This is a genomic window from Streptomyces sp. NPDC014734, from assembly GCF_043083325.1.
In the GTDB taxonomy this organism is placed as follows: domain Bacteria; phylum Actinomycetota; class Actinomycetes; order Streptomycetales; family Streptomycetaceae; genus Streptomyces.
In genome coordinates this window covers 43605-65408 of record NZ_JBIBYN010000020.1, presented here as the reverse complement: position 1 = coordinate 65408, position 21804 = coordinate 43605, and the positions used below count along the sequence as shown (strand labels likewise).

19 protein-coding genes are annotated in these 21804 nt (G+C 72.2%); 7 read left to right on the top strand and 12 right to left on the bottom strand.

Annotation, left to right across the window (positions count from 1 at the left end; translation table 11 throughout):
- The first annotated feature begins 150 nt into the window (after nucleotides 1-150).
- Nucleotides 151-1269: a phosphoserine transaminase gene (serC, locus tag ACF1CT_RS27535; protein ID WP_391786657.1), complete on the top strand. Its 1119-nt coding sequence runs from the start codon at nucleotides 151-153 to the stop codon at nucleotides 1267-1269.
- Nucleotides 1270-1466: 197 nt separating this feature from the next.
- The gene (locus ACF1CT_RS27530) at nucleotides 1467-2078 is read left to right on the top strand and encodes a Uma2 family endonuclease (RefSeq protein WP_391786656.1); all 612 of its coding nucleotides are present in this window, start codon (nucleotides 1467-1469) and stop codon (nucleotides 2076-2078) included.
- Between the two features lie 47 nt (nucleotides 2079-2125).
- Here the strand turns inward: ACF1CT_RS27530 and ACF1CT_RS27525 are convergent, their stop codons facing one another.
- From ACF1CT_RS27525 to ACF1CT_RS27515, 3 genes are all read right to left on the bottom strand, one after another.
- On the bottom strand, nucleotides 2126-2521 hold the full coding sequence (locus tag ACF1CT_RS27525) for a DUF4259 domain-containing protein (protein ID WP_391786655.1): 396 nt from the start codon (nucleotides 2519-2521) through the stop codon (nucleotides 2126-2128).
- Between the two features lie 121 nt (nucleotides 2522-2642).
- The gene (locus ACF1CT_RS27520) at nucleotides 2643-3200 is read right to left on the bottom strand and encodes a GNAT family N-acetyltransferase (protein ID WP_391786654.1); all 558 of its coding nucleotides are present in this window, start codon (nucleotides 3198-3200) and stop codon (nucleotides 2643-2645) included.
- 95 nt (nucleotides 3201-3295) lie between these two features.
- Nucleotides 3296-4270 (bottom strand): WD40 repeat domain-containing protein, encoded by a 975-nt coding sequence (locus tag ACF1CT_RS27515; RefSeq protein ID WP_391786653.1) that lies wholly within the window; start codon nucleotides 4268-4270, stop codon nucleotides 3296-3298.
- A 68-nt stretch (nucleotides 4271-4338) separates the two neighbouring features.
- Here ACF1CT_RS27515 and ACF1CT_RS27510 point away from each other — a divergent pair, with 68 nt between their 5' ends.
- Nucleotides 4339-5025, top strand: a complete 687-nt coding sequence (locus tag ACF1CT_RS27510) for a GDSL-type esterase/lipase family protein (protein WP_391786652.1) — start codon at nucleotides 4339-4341, stop codon at nucleotides 5023-5025.
- A gap of 45 nt (nucleotides 5026-5070) precedes the next feature.
- On the opposite strand, the gene ACF1CT_RS27505 is transcribed toward ACF1CT_RS27510, so the two are convergent.
- On the bottom strand, nucleotides 5071-5655 hold the full coding sequence (locus ACF1CT_RS27505) for a helix-turn-helix domain-containing protein (RefSeq protein ID WP_391786750.1): 585 nt from the start codon (nucleotides 5653-5655) through the stop codon (nucleotides 5071-5073).
- Between the two features lie 315 nt (nucleotides 5656-5970).
- Nucleotides 5971-6609: a TetR/AcrR family transcriptional regulator gene (locus tag ACF1CT_RS27500; protein ID WP_391786651.1), complete on the bottom strand. Its 639-nt coding sequence runs from the start codon at nucleotides 6607-6609 to the stop codon at nucleotides 5971-5973.
- 629 nt (nucleotides 6610-7238) lie between these two features.
- Between ACF1CT_RS27500 and ACF1CT_RS27495 the strand changes: the two genes are divergently transcribed.
- Nucleotides 7239-7973, top strand: a complete 735-nt coding sequence (locus ACF1CT_RS27495; protein ID WP_391786650.1) for a class I SAM-dependent methyltransferase — start codon at nucleotides 7239-7241, stop codon at nucleotides 7971-7973.
- 79 nt (nucleotides 7974-8052) lie between these two features.
- Here ACF1CT_RS27495 and ACF1CT_RS27490 read toward each other — a convergent pair whose 3' ends face one another.
- From ACF1CT_RS27490 to ACF1CT_RS27465, 6 genes are all read right to left on the bottom strand, one after another.
- On the bottom strand, nucleotides 8053-8634 hold the full coding sequence (locus tag ACF1CT_RS27490) for a cysteine hydrolase family protein (RefSeq protein ID WP_391786649.1): 582 nt from the start codon (nucleotides 8632-8634) through the stop codon (nucleotides 8053-8055).
- Nucleotides 8635-8742: 108 nt separating this feature from the next.
- Nucleotides 8743-10803: a serine/threonine-protein kinase gene (locus ACF1CT_RS27485; RefSeq protein WP_391786648.1), complete on the bottom strand. Its 2061-nt coding sequence runs from the start codon at nucleotides 10801-10803 to the stop codon at nucleotides 8743-8745.
- A gap of 199 nt (nucleotides 10804-11002) precedes the next feature.
- Nucleotides 11003-11866, bottom strand: coding sequence for an ABC transporter permease (locus ACF1CT_RS27480; RefSeq protein WP_391786647.1), 864 nt, complete (start codon nucleotides 11864-11866; stop codon nucleotides 11003-11005).
- A complete protein-coding gene (locus ACF1CT_RS27475) occupies nucleotides 11826-12839 on the bottom strand; it encodes an ATP-binding cassette domain-containing protein (RefSeq protein WP_391786646.1) in 1014 nt (337 codons plus the stop codon). Before ACF1CT_RS27475 ends, ACF1CT_RS27480 begins: the two co-directional genes overlap by 41 nt.
- On the bottom strand, nucleotides 12725-13288 hold the full coding sequence (locus tag ACF1CT_RS27470; protein ID WP_391786749.1) for a MarR family winged helix-turn-helix transcriptional regulator: 564 nt from the start codon (nucleotides 13286-13288) through the stop codon (nucleotides 12725-12727). The genes ACF1CT_RS27475 and ACF1CT_RS27470 overlap by 115 nt, the downstream gene beginning before the upstream one ends.
- 173 nt (nucleotides 13289-13461) lie before the next feature.
- Nucleotides 13462-13965 (bottom strand): hypothetical protein, encoded by a 504-nt coding sequence (locus tag ACF1CT_RS27465; RefSeq protein WP_391786645.1) that lies wholly within the window; start codon nucleotides 13963-13965, stop codon nucleotides 13462-13464.
- Nucleotides 13966-14117: 152 nt separating this feature from the next.
- Here ACF1CT_RS27465 and pip point away from each other — a divergent pair, with 152 nt between their 5' ends.
- The 3 genes from pip (at nucleotide 14118) to ACF1CT_RS27450 (ending at nucleotide 19028) form a co-directional block, all read left to right on the top strand.
- Nucleotides 14118-15122: a prolyl aminopeptidase gene (gene pip, locus ACF1CT_RS27460; RefSeq protein WP_391786644.1), complete on the top strand. Its 1005-nt coding sequence runs from the start codon at nucleotides 14118-14120 to the stop codon at nucleotides 15120-15122.
- Nucleotides 15123-15534: 412 nt separating this feature from the next.
- Nucleotides 15535-17865: an N-acetylmuramoyl-L-alanine amidase gene (locus ACF1CT_RS27455; RefSeq protein WP_391786643.1), complete on the top strand. Its 2331-nt coding sequence runs from the start codon at nucleotides 15535-15537 to the stop codon at nucleotides 17863-17865.
- A gap of 167 nt (nucleotides 17866-18032) precedes the next feature.
- Nucleotides 18033-19028, top strand: a complete 996-nt coding sequence (locus ACF1CT_RS27450; RefSeq protein ID WP_391786642.1) for an aldo/keto reductase — start codon at nucleotides 18033-18035, stop codon at nucleotides 19026-19028.
- 80 nt (nucleotides 19029-19108) lie between these two features.
- On the opposite strand, the gene ACF1CT_RS27445 is transcribed toward ACF1CT_RS27450, so the two are convergent.
- Nucleotides 19109-21343: a BTAD domain-containing putative transcriptional regulator gene (locus ACF1CT_RS27445; RefSeq protein WP_391786641.1), complete on the bottom strand. Its 2235-nt coding sequence runs from the start codon at nucleotides 21341-21343 to the stop codon at nucleotides 19109-19111.
- Nucleotides 21344-21804 lie beyond the last annotated feature (461 nt).

Here is a 21804-nt window from a genome sequence, read left to right as displayed (position 1 = left end):
CCGCCCGCACCACGCCGCGCGCACCACTCCCACCACGCCGCGCGCACCACTCCCACCACGCCGCGCGCACCACGTCCACGCACCGGAGCGGGTGTCTCATCCGACGGACACGCCCCTCGGCGCCGTCCCCGAGGCACTACGCTCCGGTTCGTGGCCGATATCCAGATTCCCGCTGACATCAAGCCCGCCGACGGACGCTTCGGCGCCGGTCCTTCGAAGGTGCGGACGGAGGCGCTCGACGCCCTGGCCGCCACCGGCACGTCCCTGCTCGGCACGTCCCACCGGCAGGCCCCGGTCAAGAACCTGGTCGGCGCGGTCCGTCAGGGCGTGCGCGACCTCTTCTCGCTCCCCGAGGGTTACGAGGTGATCCTCGGCAACGGCGGCTCCACCGCCTTCTGGGACATCGCGACGTACGGGCTCATCGAGACGAAGTCCCAGCACCTGACCTTCGGCGAGTTCTCCTCGAAGTTCGCGAAGGCCGCCAAGCTCGCCCCGTGGCTGGCCGACCCGTCCGTGATCTCCTCCGATCCGGGCACCCACCCGGAGCCGCGGGCCGAGGAGGGCGTGGACGTGTACGCGTTCACCCACAACGAGACCTCGACCGGTGTCGCCGCGCCGATCGAGCGGGTCACCGGGGCCGACGAGGGCTCCCTGGTCCTGGTGGACGCCACCTCCGGCGCGGGCGGCCTGCCGGTCGACATCACCGAGTCGGACGTCTACTACTTCGCCCCGCAGAAGTCCTTCGCCTCCGACGGCGGCCTGTGGATCGGTGTCTTCTCCCCGGCAGCCCTGGAGCGCGCCGCGCGCGTCCACGCCTCCGGCCGTCACATCCCCGAGTTCTTCTCGCTCCCCACGGCGATCGACAACTCCCTCAAGAACCAGACGTACAACACCCCGGCCCTGGCCACGCTGTTCCTGCTGAACGAGCAGCTGAACTGGCTGAACACGCAGGGCGGCCTGGACTTCTCGGTCCGCCGCACCGCCACCTCGGCACGGAACCTGTACGGCTGGGCCGAGGATTCCAAGTACGCGACCCCGTTCGTCACCGACCCGGCGAAGCGCTCGCAGGTCATCGGCACGATCGACTTCGCCGACGAGATCGACGCCTCCGCCGTCGCCAAGGCGCTGCGCGCCAACGGGATCGTCGACACCGAGCCGTACCGCAAGCTGGGCCGCAACCAGCTTCGCGTGGCGATGTTCCCGGCGATCGACCCGGCGGACGTCCAGGCGCTCACCGCCTGCATCGACTACGTCATCGAGAAGCTGTAACGGAAACGGTCCGGAACCGGGCCGGTTACGCATCCGGCCCGGCCGTCTCCGGCCGTGTTCCGCGAAGGGCTCCGCACACCACCGTGCGCGGAGCCCTTCCCCGTTCACCCGGTCGGGTGATCAACGTGTTTACCACCGCGAACACCAGGATCGTCCTACGATGATGTTCTCGACCACACCCCTTCAGGAGGCCCGCAATGTCTGCAGCAGCAGTCGAGCACCCCTGTGGCGGTGAGCCGGAATCGCTCCTCGAAACGGCCAACAGCCTCATGGAGCAGCACCCGGGCTACCGTGTCGAGATCATCGGAGGCGTCATCACCGTGGCCCCAACCCCGGACGGCCCGCACGGCCGGGTGCTGACCAAAATCATGCGGCCCTTCCTCACCACCGGCCCGAACGACGGTGAATCGGAGGTCATCCAGGGAATCGGTCTGTGGCTGCCCGGCGGTCCCGAGGACTACGCCATCCCCGACCTCGCGATCGTCGATGCCGATCGTGACGAGCACCTGATCGAGAACAACTGCTACGACCCCGCCGTCTTCCGGCTCGTGCTGGAGGTCACCTCCGGCAACTACAACAACGACCTGCGCAACAAGGTCGCCGCCTATGCCGAGGCCAAGATCCCGGTATACGTGATCGTCGACCGCAAGCACGGCCGGCTGCACGTCCTGACCGAGCCCATGGGCGGCGGGTACGACAGCCACCAGGTCTATGCCCCCGGGCAGTCCGTCACGCTGCCCGAGTCGATCGGCACCCCCGTGACCCTGGACGTCGCCGAACTCGTCCGGGCCGGACGCCCCCGGCACTGATCCGCCGGCCGGCCCGGGACCCGAACGCCCGCCCCGGGCCTTCCCGGTCAGCCGGCCGCCACCAGCACCGCCCGGAGCCGGGCTATGCCCGACGTCCATTCCTCGTTGTCCTCCCACAGCTCGCGCAGCTCGGAGTCGTCGCCGAGCACCGCGTCGAGGGCCTTCACCGCGAGCGGGCGCAGCTCCGCCGCCAGCACGGGCAGCGACTTGTCGGGGCCGTAGGCCGTGGTGACAGCCTCCCCGCCGGGGCACTGGGAAGCGACGAGTGCCGCAGCCGCCACCGCTTCCGCCGCCTCGTCGCTGTCCAGGAAGCCCTCCGCGAGCGCGAGTTCCAGAACAGTGCGGATCACGGTTTCCCGCTCGCCCTCGGGGGTGTCGTCCAGGCGCCCCGAGAAGTCCGCGGCGGTGTCGTTGTCGAAGTGACCGATGTCCCAGGTGCCCATGATGTCTCTCCACGCGAAGACGGGTGTCCACCGGCGAACTCCACCGGCGGACGCCATCCTCACACCCGCCACTGACAACGACGCCTCAGAGCCTGTCGGGTGGCCTCTGACCGGGCGAAGGTCACCCGACAGGCTCTCGGCGCGCTTCCCGGCACCGCTCCTGTCCCCGCTCCCAGCGCCGTTCGCCGTCGCACCACACCTCCGTGGGTACCAGTCCGGCCGTCGCGGCCACCGCGCCGGAAGCGACGTGGTCCGGGTGGATGTGGGCGACGACCGTACGCATCGGCCCCGTTCCCGTTCCCGCTCCGGTCAGATGGTTCACCAGCCCCGACGCCGCCTCCTTCGCGTACCCGCGTCCCTGCCACCGGGTTCCGACGACCCAGGCGATCTCCGCCTCCGCTTCCCGGACGTCCACCGTCGCCTGGACGTATCCGGCGAGGCGGTCCTCGTCCCGCACGCGCAGCACCCAGTTCCACCACCGGACCCCGGGATCCGGGGAACCGGCGGTCTGGCGCGCGTAGCGGGCCCGGAGCGCGTCGGCGGCCTCCGGGGCGCCGCCGGTGTACGTGTACAGGGCCGGGTCGTCGAGCACGACCGCCATCTCGTCGGCGTGCGCGACCCGCAGCGGCAGCGCGTCGAGCCGGAGGGTGGTGAAGGGCCGGGGATCGTGGTTCGTCATGGCACCCGACACTATCCGCGCCCGACGGCCCGCCCCCCGACACCCCGGCTGCCCCGGCTGCTCGGACGCATGACGGTGCGTGGGCCGATGGGCGCTCAGCCCTTCTTCCGCCGTCCCACGAGCACCAGGAGGCCGATGCCCACGAGCACCAGCACACCCGTCGCGCTCGCGCCCTTCGCGCCGATGCCGTCCCCGCCGGACGACTCCGAGGCACTCCCGCCCCGGGACGGCTGCTTCCCGCCGGTGTCCGTGCCGATGTCCACCCGCACCACCTCGCTCCGCTTCCCCTCCGAGCCGAACATCAGCGCCGAGCCGTCCGCCGTGTACGTGACCGACTCGGCCTGCCGCTGGAGCGGTGCCCTGACGGCGTGGTCGGCGCCGAGCCCGCCGTTCTCGAATGCGTAGCCGCGGGCGCTGAAGTACGAGCGCAGCACCAGTTCCCTGCCGTCCGGCGAGAACGCCCCGTCCGTCACCCACGGCACCTCGCCGACGCGTCGGAACACGTTGGTGGAGCCGGTGGTGAGCCGGGCCGGGCCCTCGTACAGTCCGCCGCCGTCCTCGTTCTTCGACGCGATGTAGACGCGCCCGGTGACGGGGTGGACCATCAGTGCCTCGGCGTTGCGCGGGCCGTCCGCGTACTTCACGTCGAACTGGGTGGCCCGGACCGTCGCGTCCCTCAGTTCCTTCGGCTCCGGGAACCGGTAGATCCAGACGTGGTCCCAGCTGCCGTTCAGGTTGTCCCCGATGTCCCCCACGTACAGGTTGCCGTCGGGGCCGAGCGAGATCGCCTCCACGTCGCGCGGGCGCCCCACCCCGGTCATGGTGATCGTGGCGACGGTCTTCCCGGTCCGGGAGTCGACGGCGTAGACGTACGGTCCGTCGTCGCTGTCGTTGTGCGTCCAGTAGATGCCGGGGTGGGCGTGGCTGGCGGCGAGACCGCTGGACTCGGTGATCCGGGGGTCCTCGATCGTGAAGCTCCGGTCGGCCCCGCCCCCGTCCGCCGCGGCGGGGACCGCCCCGGCGAGGAGGAGCAGTGCGGCGGCCGCGGACACAGTCAGGTACGAACGCATGCCACAAGTGTCCATCGTCACGTCACGGCCGGAGGGGCGATCGGCGGTGATCCGCGATGATGGCACCCATGCGTTTCACGTTTGTCGGCGACTCCATGACGATCGGCCGCGCCGGCGACTTCACCTGGCGCTACCGGATGTGGCAGCACCTCACCGCGGCCCTCGGCTCCCCGTTCGAGATCGTCGGCCCGCGCAGCACGCTGTACGACCCCGGGGCGGACGCCGCCGTCAGCCAGGCGTACGGCGCACCGGACTTCCCCGCCGGGGCCCGCGCCCACCTGGCCGGCTGGGGCGAGGGGTGGTTGCACATGGCCCCGGTGATCGCCGACACCGTCACCGGGCACCGCACGGACGTCCTGCTCGTCTCGCTCGGCCTGATCGACCTCGGGTTCTACACCGACAGCGGACAGACCGCCCGCAACGCGCGGGCGTTCATCGCCGCCGCCCGCGGGGCGAACCCGCGCCTGAGGATGGTGTTCCTGCCCGTGATCCCGAACGTGCGGGCCGAGTCGGACGCCCCGTTCGCCGCCGAGTGCGAGCGCTTCAACGAACTCCTGGCCAAGGCCGTCGCCGATCTCGACGCCCCGTCGTCGCCGCTCCTGCTGGCGTCCCGGCCCACCGGATACGACATCCACCACGACACGTACGACGGCACGCATCCCGGTCCCGGCGGCGAGCACAAGCTGGCTGCCGCGTTCGCCGACGCGATGCACCAGGCGTGGGGGCTGGGCGGCCCCTACGGCCCCCGCCCGTGACGGCCGGCGCCGCTCCGGGCACTCCCCCGCCGCCGGGATCCCCCGTCACGGCTCCTTGCGGCCCGACGGACGGGCCCGTACGTGCATCCGCTCGCCCTGCTTCCCGAACAGGCTGAGGAACTCGACGGGTTCCGGCCCGGCACCCGCCCAGGCGTGCGGGGTCCGCGTGTCGAACTCGGCGGCCTCACCCGCCGCGAGCACCAGATCATGCTCGCCCAGCACCAGTCGCAGCCGCCCCGCCAGCACGTACACCCATTCGTATCCCTCGTGCACCCGCTGTTCCAGTGGCCCCGTCGCGCCCCGGTTGCCGGGAAGGATCTGCTTGTACGCGTGCAGCCCGCCGAGATGCCGGGTCAGCGGCACGAAGGTCATGCCGTCCCGGGTGAAGGGACGGAAATGAACGCGCGGGTCGCCGGTGGCGGGCGCGCCGACGAGTTCGTCGAGCTGTACCCCGTAGACCTTGGCCAGCGGCAGCAGCAGTTCGAGAGTGGGTCTGCGACCGCCCGACTCCAGGCGTGACAGGGTGCTGAGGGAGATCCCGGTGGTCTCGGCGATCTGGGCCAGGGTCGTGCCGCGCTCCTGGCGCAGGGCGCGCAACCGGGCGCCGACGCCCGTCAGGACCGCCGAGATGTCGTCCTCCGCGTCCGCCGCGTGACCGGCCCGCGCGCCGTGCGCGCGGTGCCCCCCGGGCCGGCTCCCGCGCTTCGGCCGCGCCCCGCGTTCCCGGGGCTCAACGCCCTCCCGGGCCTCTTCGCCGTTCCGGGCCTCTTCGCTCTCCCGGGCCTCCTGGCCCTTCCGGGGCTCAGCGCTCTCCCGGAGCTTCTCGCTGTCCCGGGCCTCTTCGCTCTCCCGGTGCTCTCCGTCTGCCGCCATCTCCCCATTATTCGCCCTGCCCGCCGGCCCGGCCGCCGGGCGGCTCCCGTCCGCCCGGCCGACCCGGCCGGGTCAGGACGAAAGGATCATCGCCAGCGAGAGCCGGGTCAGTTCGTCGGTCAGCCACTCGGCATCGACCTGCCGGGGGCGGCGGCCGTGGTGGGCCATGAGCTCGTCCACGGCGTGGGTCAGCACCGTGACGGTCACGTTGTGGTCCCGGGGCACCGCCTCGCCGCGGCGTACGGCACGCTCGGCCTCGCCCGTCAGGTGGTCGATCCACATCGCCCGCCAGGTGGCGAGGTGGTTGTCCACCTCTCGGCTCACTCCGAGGACCTCGACGAACGCGACCCGGGCCGCGCACGGGTCCTCCGTGACCGCCTTCACATAGGCCTCGAAGAGGAGCCGGACCCGGACCCCGGTCGTGCAGTCCTCCATCCCCTCGGCCATCAGGGCGTTCTCGGCGGCACGCAGTCCCTCGGTCGCGACCTCGTCGTAGATCGCCATCAGGAGCACCTCCCGCGAGACGAACTCCTGCTGGAAGACATGGACGGGCACCCTCGCGTGCTCGCACAGGTCCTCGATACTCGTGTGCGCGTACCCGTACGCGGCGAACAACTGGCGTCCGACGCGCAGGAGTCGGTCCCGCGCGCCCTGACCCTCCGTCGCCTGCCCTGCCGCCCCGTTCCGCTGGTTCGCCACGACACCCACCATCGGTTCTCCTTCATCGGTCCGTACCGCTGCGCCCCCACTCTCCATGCTCGGCCCCGCCGGTGGGGTCTCCGCCACGCAGTGGGGCACGCGCGGGCGGCTCCACGCCGGTCGCATCCGGTCGCCCGGCGAACCGTTGCCGCCACGGCGTCGACTTCCGGCCACGACCGGCTCGTCCGCACGGACGCCCGCACTGCTCCGGCGTGTGCGTCATCCGCACGACGAGCCTTCACGAGGGTGACTCTAACGACACTCTGCGTCACGCCGGAGGTCAATTCGCATATTCACCGGGGCGGGGCCCGACCGGGCTCCACCGTGCGGCCCGTCCCGGCGCACACGTTCCCGGCCCGGCAGCGCAGCGGTGCGGGCGGGGGACGAGAAAAACACCCCGCGGCGGAACCGAGAAATCCCTCCGCATGCCCTCCCACCAGTGCGGCAATGCCCGGGGAGAGGGCGTCCGGAAGGGAGTTGCCACCCTGCTCGCCCCGCCCGCCAGACGCCTCCGGGGGGCCTTCGTCCACACCTCCGGAACTGGGCTCGGGCGCCGCACGAACCTACGATTTCCCCTGTCGGCAACGGCGTCCGGAACGGGGCGACACGACATCCCGCGGCGGGGAAGGGATCGGATCCACATGGACCGGAACATGCGCACGACGGACGACGTCCTCAGGCTTCTCGACGACCTGGTCTCGCCGGAGGCCGACCGGTGGACGGCCGACGCCGCCTCCTGGTGGGACGGTTTCTACACGGACCGGGCACGGACCGTCCCGTTCTTCGTGGCCAAGCCCGACGAGAACCTCGTCTCGTACGCGGCCCGCGGCCTGATCGCGCCGGGCCGCGCCCTGGACCTGGGCTGCGGTCCGGGCCGCAACACCCTCCATCTGGCCTCCCTGGGCTTCGAGGTCGACGCGGTGGACCTGTCCCCGAAGGCCATCGCCTGGGCACGGGAACGGGCCCACGGGGCCGGGGCCGACGTCCGCTTCCACAGCGGCGACGCGTTCGCCCTCGCGGAGGACGAACTGGCCGGACCGTACGACCTGATCCACGACTCCGGCTGCTTCCACCACCTTCCGCCGCACCGCCGTGTCAGCTATCTCGCGCTCCTGAACCGCGTGCTGGCCCCCGGCGGGCACCTCGCGCTCACCTGCTTCGCGGCCGGCGAGCGGGGCATGGGCTCCGAACTCCCCGACGCCGCCTTCTACGACGGGGGCGGCCTGCGCGGCGGGCTCGCCTACACGCCCGAGTCGTTGCGCCGGATCTTCTCCGACCTGACGGAGGTCGAACTGCGCCGCATGAACGACGAACCATCCGAGTCGCCGCACTTCGGTGAACCGTTCCTCTGGACTGCCCTGTTCCGGCGCCCGTGAAGGAAAGCGGTCCGGACGGGGCGGGGTTGCCGGTCCGGACCGCCGCGTCGGCCGGACCGCGACCCGGCCCGACAGCCTCTCAGCCCCGCCGCGGCGGGGCCGTGAACACGACGTCCGAGGCGTGCGCGACGACTTCGAGGTCGCTGCCGAGCCCCCATTCGGCGACCCGTGAGACCGCCGCGGCCGGGATCGCGTCGCTGATCCCGGGGGCGGCCGGGATGTCATGCGTCGCATGGGCGTCGTGCGGCATCACGACCCGGTATCCGCGCGCCAGGGCCGTGCGCGCGGTCGCCTGCACGCACATCTCGGACATCACCCCGCAGACGGCGAGCGCCCGCACCCCCGCGTCGGCCAACAGACCGCCCAGTGACGTCTCGTGGAAGCCGTCGTCCTCGATCTTGCGGACCACGGCCTCCGCGGGGCCCGGCCGGACGGGGTGGTGGAGTTCCCAACCGGGCGTGCCGGGTTCGTCGTCCGCCCCGGGCGCTCCGTCGTTCTGGATGTGCACGACGAGCGCGCCGCCCCGGCGCGCCCGGGCGATCAGGTCGGCCGTCCGGTCCACGAGCCGGGCCGACTCGGGCACCGCCCGGTCGCCGCGGACGGCGGCACGCTGGACATCCACGACGAGAAGGGCCTCGACCGGCCGCACGGAACTGGTCATCGGGACATCATGCCGGTACGCGCCGGGAGTCTCCAGCGCGTTACGGAACCGGCCGCCGGGAGCCGCGGGCCGGACCGCCCGGTCCGCTCGCTCCGGGCGTGCGCGCCCTCACTTCTTCGCCCCGCACTGATCCAACGCCGGTTTGTTCGGCACCCCCTGGTGAAGCAGCGGCTGGAGGTACTGCCGGTACAGGTCCTCCCACCGCCCGTCCGCCATGATCTCGCCCAGGGCGGAACACACCTCCGTCTTCAGCCCCTTCGCCTCGGGCTTCATCGCCACGCCGTACCCCTCCGCGCCCGCGTCGCTCGGCAACTGCGTCAACTGGTCCGGGTGTTTCTTGGCGAACCCGGCCACGATGACGTCGTCCGTGCTCACCGCGTAGACGTCGGACTTCGGGTCCAACAGCCGTTGCACGCACTCCTCGTAGCTGTTGGGAAGGGGCTTCGTCATCTTGAATCCGTCCGCGGGCAAGGAGTCGGCGTACGTCGATCTGCGCGCGGTGCACACCTCCAGATCGTCGCGGATCAGATCGCTGGAGTCCTTGACCGTGTGCAGCTTCGCCTTCTTCCTCACCAGGTAGCTCCGGTTGGCGATGTAGTACTGGCCGGCGAAGGCGACGCCGGGCTCTGTGGGCTTCGCGCGCTGCCGTTCCTTCGTGATGCTGTAGGTGGCGATCACCAGGTCCACCTTCCCGGAGGCGAGGAGACTGCTCCGGTTCTCGGTGTTCACGGGGACGAAGTCGACCTCGCCCGCTCCGTATCCCATGTCGTTCGCGATCTGGACGGCCAGTGCGACCTCGTACCCCCGGTACGGCTGTTTCCCGTTCCCGGTGGCCTCGCTCAGTCCGGGCTGGTCCTCCTTGACGCCGATCTTCAGCTTCGGGTGCGACAAGCGGTACTCATGGACCTCCGCGCCCGGCGCCGGTCCGGTCGGCGCCTTCGCGGTGTCGTCGTGCCCCGACCGGTCCACGACGTACCAGCCGACACCGGCGAGCAGGACGGCGCACAAGGCCGCGGCCCCGGCCCTCCGCCGCCGCGGCCCGCCCCGCGGGGCCCCCGCCCGTACGACGGCCGGGGGCGGCGACGGCGACGGCGACGGCGACGGCGCGGACGGTACGGGCTGCCGTTCCTGCTGCTGCTCCTGCTGCTCCTGTGCGACGGGCGCGGGCGGTACGGGGTCCGGCGCGCGGCCGGAGACGGCCTCGCGCACCGGCGCCTCCGGGGCCGCACCGCCCTCGCGGACGATCGCCCGGAGCATCTCCTCCGCCTCCGCCGCGGACAGTCGTTGCTGGGGGTCCTTGCGCAGTAACTCCTCCACCACCGGAATCAGCGGTCCGCCGTACCGCATGCGCGGCAGGGGCGACTCGCAGACGGCCACCAGGAACTCCACCGGGGACAGTCCGTCGAAGGGGGTCCTGCCCTCGACCATCTCGAAGAGAGTGACGCCCAGCGCCCACAGGTCGGACGCCGGCGTCGCCACACGCGGCCGGCCCGACGAACTGTCGAACAGTTCGGGCGCGAGGTACTTCATCGTGCCGACGAGTTCCCCGGACCGCGTCACGGGTACGGCGCCGTCGAAGGTGGCGATCCCGAAGTCCGACAGGATCGCGAACTCGTCCGGTCCGAACAGGACGTTGTGCGGCTTCACGTCCCGGTGGACGACCCCCGCGTCGTGCACGGCCCGCAGCCCGCGCAGCACCTGGAGGCCGATCCTGGCCGTCCGCCGCACCGTCAACTGCAGTTCCTCACGCAGCAGATCGGCGAGGGAGTGCGCGTTGAGCAGCTCCATCACGATCCAGACCTGGTTGTCGGTCTCGACCCTGTCGTGCACCGCCACCACGTTCTGGTGCTTGATCCTGGCGATGGCCTCCGCCTCGCGCCGCGCCCGCTTCATGAGTTGCGCGTGCGTGACGGAACCGGGGGCGTCCCGGTCGAGCAGGCCCTTCACCGCCACCTTGCGGTTCAGGCGCGTGTCCAGGGCCTCCCAGACCTCACCCATCCCGCCGTGCCCGAGCCGGCGCAGCAACTGGTAGCGGGCATCGATCACCTCGTAGGGCGCGGCGCCCGCCTCCGGCGGCGACGGCGCCTCGGGACCGTCCGCCCGCTCCTCGGCCCCCTCGCCGACCCGCCCGTCGCCCGTGCCTCGGTCCGCCGTGTCGTCGCCGTGCATGCGACCCCCTGTGCGCTCCATGGATCAACCGGGGCTCAGACTAGAGGCACCGTCATCTCCGCGCCGTCGAGACGTACTTGTGATTGAGCCATGGTCATCGGTCCGGGCCGGATTCCGCCGGTGCAACGACGGCCCGGCGGCGCCCCTCCCTCCGTGCCCGCCCCTCCTCGCGGGGCCCGGCCGCGCGTTCCCGTACCGCTCAGCGGGCGAGGCGTCCCAGCAGCGAACCGGCGGCGACGATGCCGGCCAGTGCCGCGAGGGCGAGTACCCCGAAGTCCGCACCGAGGTGGGCGTGGGTGCCGATCAGCAGTCCGCGCAGCGCGTCGACCTCGTAGCTGAGCGGGTTCACCCGGCTGACGGCCTGGAGCCATCCCGGCATCAGGGCGACCGGGTAGAGGGCGTTCGAGGCGAAGAAGAGCGGCATGGTGATGGCCTGGCCGATGCCCATCAGCCGGTCGCGGGTGAGAACGATCCCGGCGATCGTCATGGACAGGCAGGAGAAGAACGCGGAGGCGAGCAGGACGACGACCACGACCCCGAGGAGCCGCAGCGGGTTCCAGGTCATGCCGACGCCCAGCAGGGCGGCGAGGGCCACCACCACGGCCGCCTGGATCAGGGCCTTCACCCCGGCGGCGAACGCCTTGCCGGTCACCAGGGCGGTGCGGGGCGTCGGGGTGACCATGAGTTTGGTGAGCACGCCCGAGTCCCGCTCCCAGATGATCATGATCCCGTAGAAGATCGCGATGAACATGGCGGACTGGGCGATGATGCCGGGGGCGAGGAAGTCGAGGTAGGGCACACCACCGGTGGGGATGGCGTGGATCCGGGAGAAGGTCTCGCCGAAGATCAGCAGCCACAGCGCGGGCTGGACGGCGCGGGTGTAGATCTCGGTGCGGTCGTGGAGCAGTTTCTGGAACTCGACGGCGCACATCGCGGCCACCCGGGCCGGTACGACGCGCCAGCCGGTGCGGGGCGGCGGCGGGGTCAGCAGCAGTGCGAACCGCCGGTCGGGCGGGCCGGACTCAGCCGAGGCGGGATGCGGTACGACGGGTGCGGCGGACATCTCCGAACGCTCCTCTCCGCTCGTTGCGGCCCTTCCTCCTGTGCCCCTGGTTCCTGTCGCCCCTGCCGCCCCTGGAGTCCCTGTCGTCCCCGTCGTTCTCCGTGGCGGAGGCGGGATCGTCCAGGCCGCTTCCGGAGTGGTACCGGAACACGTCCTCCAGGGTCGGCGGCGGCAGGTCGGTGGCGCCCGATTCCCGGCGGCGGGCGACGAGTTCGCCCTTCAGCTCGGCGGGCGTCCCGAACGCGCGGAGCCTGCCGAGGTGCATCAGCGCCAGCCGGTCGCAGCGCCGGTCGGCCTCGTCCATGGAGTGCGTGGTCACCAGAACGGTCATGCCCGTCCCGGCCCGGATCTCGGTGATCCGGTCCCACACACCGTCCCGTGCGATCGGGTCCAGGCCGATGGTCGGTTCGTCGAGGATCATCAGCCTTGGTGCGCTGACCAGGGCCTGCGCGAGTTCGAGACGGCGCACCATGCCGCCGGAGTAGGTGGCCGCGAGCCGGTGGGCGACCTCCCCGAGCCCCACCGCGTCGAGGGCCTGGGAGACCCGGGCGGCGCGTTCGCGGCGCGGCACGTCGAAGACCCGGGCGAACAGCCTGACGTTCTCCCGGCCGGTGAGGCTCGCGTCGGCCGACAACTGCTGCGGCACGTATCCGAGCAGGCGCCTCACCGCCATCCGGTGGCGAGCCACGTCCTTGCCGAACACCTCGACGACTCCGGGCGGTACCGGCAGCAGGGTGGTGATCACGCGCATCGTTGTCGTCTTGCCCGCCCCGTTGGGGCCGAGCAGGCCGAAGACCTCGCCGGGACGGACCATCAGGTCCAGGCCGTCGACCGCTCGCGACGCACCGAACGCGTACGTCAGCCCGGCGCAACGGACGGCGGGGACATCGGTGGCGGTGACGGTGGGGAGAGCGGGGGCGGGGGCCGTTCGGGGAGCGGTGCCGGGTCCTTCGGGGTATCGGCGTGTCGACATGGGTTCTCCTCCCCCTCGCGCAGCGACTCGGCGAGTCGCCGCAGGGACGGGAGCGCGGCGGCAAGTGCGGCGCGGTCGGCCGCACCGAGTCGCGCCACGTGATCGCGGAACAGCGCGTCGCGCCGGGCACGCCACTCCCGCATCCGGGCCTCGCCCGCCCGGGTCGGGTACAGCAACGCGGCACGCCCGTCGCACGGGTCGGTGTCCCGCCGCAGCAGCCCCTCCGCGACGAGGTGATTGACCAGGGTGCTGACGGAGTTGGCCGCGAGACACAGGGCGTGCGCCGCGGCGGAGACCCGGACGCCGGGTTCGGCGGCGACCAGCCGCAGCAGTTCGGCGTGCGCGCCGCCCAACGGCGGAACGCTCAGACCACCGCGCAGCCTCCGCCGGACGAGCCGCTGGATGCGGGGCAGGATTCCGGCGAGTTCATCGGACACATCACTCGCCATCACCTGTCCATTTTATCTCTGTATGCGAGGTATCACGCAGCCCCGCCCACCCGCAGTACCGTGCCGCCCCGGCTGCACGACGTGCCGTGCCGCCCCGCCCACCCGCAGCGCCGTGCCGTCCCCGCCGCACGACGTGCCGCGCGGGCCCGTCCGGTCCGCGCGCACCGCGGCGCTCAGAGGTCCGCGAACCGTTCCCCGCACCGGCTGCAGAACACCGGCTCCGGGTCCGCCGAGAGCCGGCCGCACCCGGGGCAGACCCGGTCCAGCATGCAGGGCCCCTCGCCGCCCTCGTGCGCCGCGGGACGCCCGGCGGGTGCGACCGCGGGCTTGATCGTCAGCCCGGGGCGGCGGCGGTGGACGGTGAGGTACGTCAGGCCGTCCGGCCCCGCGGCGAGGGCGCGGCGGGAGGTACGGGGCAGCCAGAGCACAGTCGTCGGGGTCAGGCCCAGGGCCTCGCCGCCGGAGACCGCCCGGCCGCCGCCCGCGACGACGACCAGGAGGACGTCCAGCACGTCCTCCTGGTGCTCACCGACCTCGGCACCGGGCGGCAGGCGCACCAGGTTCGCATCCAACTCCCGCCCTGATTCGGCAAGTTGCCACAGAGCGCCGCGTCCGGCGGGGGCGGCGGCGGTCAGCAGTTCGTCGAGTACGGTCAGTACCCGGGGTACGGAGTTCACGGCGCCCAGGCTACGCCCGGCGGTCTCGCGGGAAGCCCCCTCCACAGACCGCCCGTGGAACCTCATGTCCGCCCGTGGAACCACCCCATGACCACCCGTGGAGCCTCACGGCCCCCGGGCCGCGTACCGAGCCGAGGGAGCCGCAGCACACCATGGACCGCGCAGCCGACGGAACGTACCCGCCGATCGAACCCCACGAGCACGGGATGCTCGACGTCGGGGAGGGCAACCACGTGTACTGGGAGGTGTGCGGCAACCCGGACGGCAAACCGGCGGTCGTCGTGCACGGCGGTCCGGGCTCGGGGTGCACCGAGCGGCAGCGGCGGTTCTTCGACCCGGAGCGGTACCGCGTCGTCCTCTTCGACCAGCGCGGCTGCGGCCGTTCCACGCCGCACGCCGCCGACCCCGCGACCGACATGCGGTTCAACACCACCGACCGGCTGATCGCCGACATGGAACGGCTGCGCACCCACCTCGGGATCGAGGCGTGGCTGCTGTACGGCGGGTCCTGGGGTTCGACGCTGATCCTCGCGTACGCCGAGCAGTACCCGGAGCGGGTCTCCGAGATCGTGATCCCGGCCGTCACGACGACAAGGCGGTCGGAGATCGACTGGTTGTACCGGGGTGCCGGGCAGATCTTCCCCGAGGCGTGGGACCGGTTCCGGGCCGGTGTGCCGGAGGCGGCGGGCGGCGCGACGCCGGACGTGCTCGCCGCGTACGCCCGGCGGACGGAACACCCCGACGCCGAGGTACGGGCGCGGGCGACGGCCGACTGGTGCGCCTGGGAGGACGCGGTGCTCTCCCAGGAGGCGTACACCGGGCCGTCGCCGTACAGCGGGCGCCCCGGCCGGGCCCGGCAGGCGCTGGTACGGATCTGTTCCCACTACTTCTCGCACGGCGCCTGGCTGGAGGAGGGGCAGCTGATCCGCGACGCGGGACGGCTGGCCGGGATTCCCGGCGTGCTGGTGCACGGCCGGTTCGACCTGGGCGGGCCGCTGATCACCGCGTGGGAGCTGGCGAAGGCGTGGCCCGACGCGGAGCTGATCGTGATCGACGGCGCGGGTCATCTGGGCGACGCGGAGACGCGCCGGGTATTGCAGGGCGCCCTGGACCGGTTCGCGGCGCCGGGGAGCGAACCCGCGCCCCGGTCGTCCTGACGTCCCCGGGGAGTTCACGGACGGACGGGGGGGACCGAAGACCGGCGAGCAGGGGTCCGCGCGCCGACGGGCGGACCGCCGCGCAGCCGTCCGGTGCCGCGACCTGAAGGGTTCACCGGCTCGGGGCGTCCGGCCGTCACCGCCCCGGGCCGGAACGGGTCCCGGCGTCCACCGCTCCGCGGATCACGCACCGAACACCACCCACATAATGTTCACAACTCCCGCACATGGCATGCTGTGGCTCCGCCGCATGCGCGCAACCGCGCTCGTACCCCCCCCACTGGTCCCGATACCCCGACTGGTTCCGGAACCCCGCTGGTCCCGGAACCTCACCGGTCCCGGCCCGACCATCCGTCGCCTGCCGCAGCGCGCCCGATGCACCATCCGTCCGAGACGATCCCCGGGGTACGACTTGAGAACGCGAAGAAGAGTCTGGCTCACGGCTGCCACGGCCACCGCGGCCGTAGTGGGTGTCCTGGTCTTCGAGGGGGTGAAGGACACCTCCCCCGCGGACACCGACGCCAAGTCCGGCCCGGCCGTCGCCGATGTGCGCACGACCGCGCTGGAGGTCGCCGACAACGGCACGTCCGCCTCGCTCGGCAAGCGGGACACCGCGCCGTTCAGCATGCTGGGCGTCACCTGGACCGACCCGTCGGCCGAGGTGACCGGGACCGTGGAGGTGCGGACCCGGTCCGCCGCCGACGGGACCTGGACGTCCTGGCTGCCGCTCGGGACCGAGCTGGACGCGCGCACGGAAGCCGGCCGGTCCGGCGTCCGCGGCAGCACCGAGCCCCGCTGGGTCGGTCCGTCCGACGGTGTCGAGGTACGGGTCAACGCGGGCGGCAGGGTCTCCGCGAAGCTGCCCGCGGGACTGCGGCTCGACACCGTGGACCCGGGCCGGGCCACGCTGAACGCCCAGCCCGCCGCCTTCGCCGCCGACCTGCCCGCGGCGGACGGCACGTCGGGCAGCGCCCCGGACGGTGCGGCGAACGACACGCCGGACGGCACGTCGGACCCCGCGTCCACGCCGCCCACCGACCCGGCGGACCCGGGCTCGCCCGAGCCCCCCGAGCCCGGTGACGGCACGGGCCCGTCCGACGCGGTCACCCCGGCCGCCCCGCCCACCGACACCGCCCCGGCCTCCCAGGAGCCCACTCCCCCGGCGAGCACCGCCCCCAGCCCCTCCGCGTCCCCGACGCAGACGACGCAGCCCGGCCCGCCGTCGACCGTGCCGCGCCCGCCGATCGTCTCGCGGTCCGGCTGGGGCGCCGACGAGTCGATCAGCCCCGAGGCACCCGAGTACCTGAACACGGTCAAGGCCGTCTTCGTCCACCACACCGCCGAGACCAACAACTACTCGTGCGCCGACTCCGCGGCGATCGTGCGCGGCCTGTACGCGTTCCATGTGAAGGCCAACGGCTGGAAGGACCTCGGCTACAACTTCGTCGTCGACAAGTGCGGGACCGTCTTCGAGGGCCGCAAGGGCGGCGTCGACCGGCCGGTCTTCGGCGCGCACACCTACGGCTTCAACCGGGACACCGCGGGCATCGCGGTCATCGGCACGTACACCGACACCACCGCCCCCGCCGCGGCCACCAGCGCGGTCGCCCGGGTCGCCGCGTGGAAGCTCGGCCAGTACAAGACCGACCCGGCGGGCAGCACCCAGCTCACCGCGGGGGCCACCGGCAACAACTTCGCGGGCACCAAGTTCGCCGTCGGCACGAAGTACACCTTCAGCACCGTCTCCGGTCACCGCGACGGCTTCAACACCCAGTGCCCCGGCACCAGGCTGTACGGGCAACTGCCCGCGATCCGCGCCCTCGCCGCGGGCCCCGTCACCGGACTCGCCGTCAAATCGGTCACCGGCGCCGGGCTCTCGGGCACGACGTACTACACCACGTCCGCGATCACCGTCGGCTGGACGTCGACGACCCCTGCCGCGTTCGTCTCCCGCTACGAGCTGCTGGTCGACGGCAAGGCCGTCGCGACCACCGCGGGCACCGCCGCCTCGGCCAAGGCCGTGCTCGCCGTCGGCACCCACAAGGTCCAGGTGCGCGCCACCCACCAGTCGGGCAAGGTCACCACGTCCGCGGCGGCCACCGTCGTCGCCGAGCGCACCGCGCCCACGTTCACCACCAAGCCGAACCTGGCGCTGCGCACCGGCACGGTGAACACCGCCGCCGTCCCGCTCACCCTGAGGTGGAAGGCGACCGACGCCGCCGCGCTCAAGGAGGTCCGGCTCACCGCCCCGGTCGCCAGGACCTACGGGCCGACGGCCACCAGTGCCTCGCACACCGCCAAGTCCGGGGTGGCGGCCAAGTGGGCCATGACCGCGTACGACCGGGCGGGCAACACCGCCGCCGCGTCGGTCTCCGGCACGCCGGTCATCCTCCAGGAGAGCGCGGCGAAGAAGACCGGTAGCTGGACCACGAAGTCCTCCTCCAGCTACCTGGGCGGCAAGTCGTACTCCAGCTCGGCCAAGAACGCCACCCTCACCTGGACGTTCACCGGCCGCTCGGTCGCCCTCGTCGCGTCCCGGGCCTCCACCTCCGGCCAGGCGCATGTCTACGTGGACGGCAAGAAGGTCACCACGGTGGACCTGAAGTCCGCCACCACCAAGTACCGCGACGCGCTGTGGACGACGAACTGGTCCGGCAGCGCCAGGCACACCGTCAAGATCGTCGTGGTCGCCACCAAGGGCCGCCCGACGGTCACCACCGACGGCATCGTCTATCTGAAGTAGGCGCGCCCCTGTCCGAAGCGGGCGCGACGACCCGTTCGCGCCCGCTTCCGCAGCCGTTTCCGCGGCCGCGTCCGTGTCCGCCGTCCCGGTGTTCCGCCGGGACGCGGGCACCGCGCGATCCGGCAGCCCTTGCCTTGAGCGGACTCGAAGGCGTTGGCTTGGTGGTCATGGAGTACACGCAGCTCGGACGCACCGGACTCAAGGTCAGCCGACTCGTCCTCGGCACGATGAACTTCGGCCCGCAGACCGACGAGGCCGACAGCCACGCCATCATGGACGCGGCACTGGACGCGGGCCTGAATTTCTTCGACACGGCAAATGTGTACGGGTGGGGCGAGAACAAGGGCCGCACCGAGGAGATCGTCGGCAGTTGGTTCGCCAAGGGCGGCGACCGCCGCGACAAGGTGGTCCTGGCCACCAAGATGTACGGGAACATGGGCGCCGACGGCGAGGCCTGGCCCAACCACGACAAACTGTCCGCCGTGAACATCCGTCGCTCCGTCGACGCGTCGCTGAAGCGCCTGCGGACGGACCGGATCGACCTCTACCAGTTCCACCACATCGACCGGAACACCCCCTTCGAGGAGATCTGGCAGGCGATCGACGTCCTGGTCCAGCAGGGCAAGATCCTCTACGCGGGATCATCGAACTTCCCCGGCTACAAGATCGCGCAGGCCAACGAGGCCGCCGCCCGGCGGGGCTCCCAGGGCCTGGTCAGCGAGCAGTGCATCTACAACCTGATGGAACGCCGCGCCGAGATGGAGGTCATCCCGGCCGCACGGGATTACGGTCTCGGCGTCATCCCGTGGTCCCCGCTCCACGGCGGGCTGCTCGGCGGTGTGCTGAGGAAGGAACGCGAGGGCACGGCGGGACGCTCGGGCTCCGGCCGCAGCGCGGACGCCCTGAAGGACGCGGCGCAGCGCGAGCGGATCCAGTCCTACGAGGACCTGCTCGACAAGCACGGTCTGGAACCGGGCGAGGTCGGCCTGGCCTGGCTGCTGGCGCAGCCGGGTGTGACGGGGCCGATCGTCGGTCCGCGCAACCGGGAGCAGTTGGACTCTGCGCTGCGGGCGCTGGAGCTGGACCTCTCCGCGGAGCTGCTGGCCTCGCTGGACGAGATCTTCCCGGGGCCGGGTCCGTCGCCGGAGGCCTTCGCCTGGTGACGACGGCCGGGTGACGGCGGGTCGGCCGGGTCTGCGGGCCGGCCCGTCGTCACCCCGCGTTCTCCCGGCTCGGCGGACGCTCAGGACGGGTGGGCTTCGGCTCCCGGCCACTCGCGGGCCATCGCGAGGGCGCGGCCGACGAAGCGCAGCGTGGGGGCGGACACGCCCGGATCACGGAGGTGTTCGGCAGCCTTGAGTGCCAGCCGCCACGCCATGAGGTTGTCCTGGTAGCGGCCCTGCCTCAGCAGGAAGGGCTCAGAGAGCCAGGCCAGTTGCCAGACCAGCGCGTGCCACCCGTGCCTCGCGGCGAGTGACTGGACGTCCGCGATCAGGCCGTGCTCGGCCTCGAACCACGCGAGTGCGCTCGCCGCGTCGTGGACCACGTCGGAGGGCCTGTCCTCCAGGGGGATCGGCAGCCCCATCGTCTCCCGGTGCGGGCTGAGCAACCGGTCGGCCCGGTAGGTGGTGTGGAGGCAGAAGTCGGCAAGGCGCCTCAGCGCGCAGTGCCTGGCGACGACCCCCAGCGTCATGCTGCCGTGTTCCGCCGCGAAGAGCCGGACGAGATCGTGCATGGCGTACCGCCCGGGGTTCTGCTGCTGCACCAGGTGGGCCGCGCCGAGCCGGTGCAGCAGCACGCGCGTACGCGGCGGAGGCAGGTCCGCGAGGCTGGCGGCCGCGTCCAGGCCGATGTCGGAGCTCGGGACAAGCCCGAGCAGGTCGAACATCCTTGCCGCTTCCTGGTCGAGCGCCGAGCGGGAGGAGGCGAATACCGCGCGCAGGTCGGTGGAGAGGTCGCCGGTGGCCAGTGCGTCGAGCCGCGTCGCCTCGTCGTGGAGTTCCTTGGCGACCACCGCCAGCGGGAATCCGGGATGCGCGGCGGCTCTGGTCGCCAGAATGCCCAGGGCGAGCGGGAGGCCCGCGCTGTGCGAGAGGAACGCGTCGACGGCGTCCGTCTCGTCGTCGAGCCGGTCGGAGCCCAGCCGCTCGGCCAGCAGTCCACGCGCGTCCTCGTCCGCGAAGGCGCCGAGGGTGAGAGCACGCGTCCGAGAAGTGGTGTGCAGCCCCGCCAGCGTGTTGCGGCTGGTGATCAGCGTGGTGCAGCAGGGACCACCGGGCAACAGGGGGGCCACCTGTGCCGTGTCACGTGCGTTGTCCAGCACGATCAGCATGCGTTTCCTGGCGACCAGGGACCGGTACAGGCCCGTCTGCGCGTGCACCCCGGCCGGAATCGCGGCGGGCGGGACGCCCAGGGCGCCGAGCAGCCCCCGGAGAACCGCGGTCGGCGAGATCGGGCCCTCGGTGTGGTCGAATCCGCGCAGGTCGACATGGAGCTGTCCGTCGGGAAACCGGCCGAGGTGCCGGTATGCCCAACGCAACGCCAGCCAGGTCTTGCCGACCCCGCCCATGCCCGCGATCACCGCCACCACCGCGGCGTTCTCGGATTCCGCTCCCTCGCTGATCATCTCGTCCAGGACCGAGAGCTCGGGTTCACGGCCGACGAAGGGGGTCGGCAGCGCCGGCAACTGGCGGGGGACCGTGGTGAGGGCCTCCGGTTCGCGGCTGCTCGTGCCCTTCAGCGCGGGGGCCGCCGACAGCACTTGCCGGTGCAGTGCCTGGAGGTCCGGGTTCGGGTCGATGCCGAGTTCGCGCACGAGCCGGTCGCGGATCGCCTCGTAGGTTTCCAGCGCCTCGACCTGACGCCCCGCCTGGTAGAGAGCCGTCACCAGTTGCCCCGCGAGCCGTTCGTCCAGCGGCCGGAACGCCATCAGGCTGCGGAGCTCCGGCAGAAGTGCCTCGCCCTCCCCCAGCGCGATCCGGATGTCGTTGTACTGGAGCGCCGCGGCGACCCGCTCGGCGTCGAGCCGGGTGCGGATGCCCTCGACCCACGCACCCGTCAGCCCGGAAAGGGCCTCGTCCTGCCACAGACCGAGCGCGGTGTGCAGGAGGCCGCCCGCCTCACCGTCGCCGGCGACCCGGGCGGCCTCGGTGAGGCGCCGGAAGCTGTGCACGTCGATGCGCTCGTGCCCGGCTTCCAGCACGTAGCCGCCCGCGTGCCGCACCACTGTCGTTCCGGCCGCCTGCCCGTCCGGCTCGCGCAGGGCGGACCTGATGCGCGCCACATAGCTGTAGAGGGTGGAACGAACCGTACGGGGCGGTTCCTCGCCCCAGACCCGGTGTATCAACTGCTCGATGGGCACGACACGTCCCGCGTCGAGCAGCAGAACCGCCAGTACGCACCGCTGCTTTGCCGAACCGAGATCAATCCGCCGTTCGCCCGCGTAGCCCATCACGGGGCCCAGCAGCTGAAATCTCACGCGCCCCCCTGCCGTCGTCGCGGTACCGAAGAGCCGCGACGGCTCCGCTGGAAAGATCATGGTAGGTCAGGAACTTCTACCGGACCAGGGCACGGCGGAGCCCGGACAGCCTTTACCTTCGGGACTCGTAACACGCACTGCGCAGCGTTTTCCACCCGTCGGGGATTCGAGCTCCACCGGGCGGGCTTTCGTCGCGCCGGCATCCGTATCCACCACCGCCGTCCGGCCGGATAACGGAAGGACTCCGGCCCGGCCGGGCCCCCGGATACCGGTCCGGCACGACGCCGCATGAACCCGGTTCCGGCACGTCCGAAACCACGCGAATTCCGGTTCGCCGACGGCCGCACATCACGGGGGGCCGACCTGCGGCACCCCTCGCCCGGCCTCGTGGAGGAAGTGGTCCGGTGGGCACCGGCCGCCGGACGAAAGCGGCATGTGCGGGCGATGGCGTGGAATCCGGG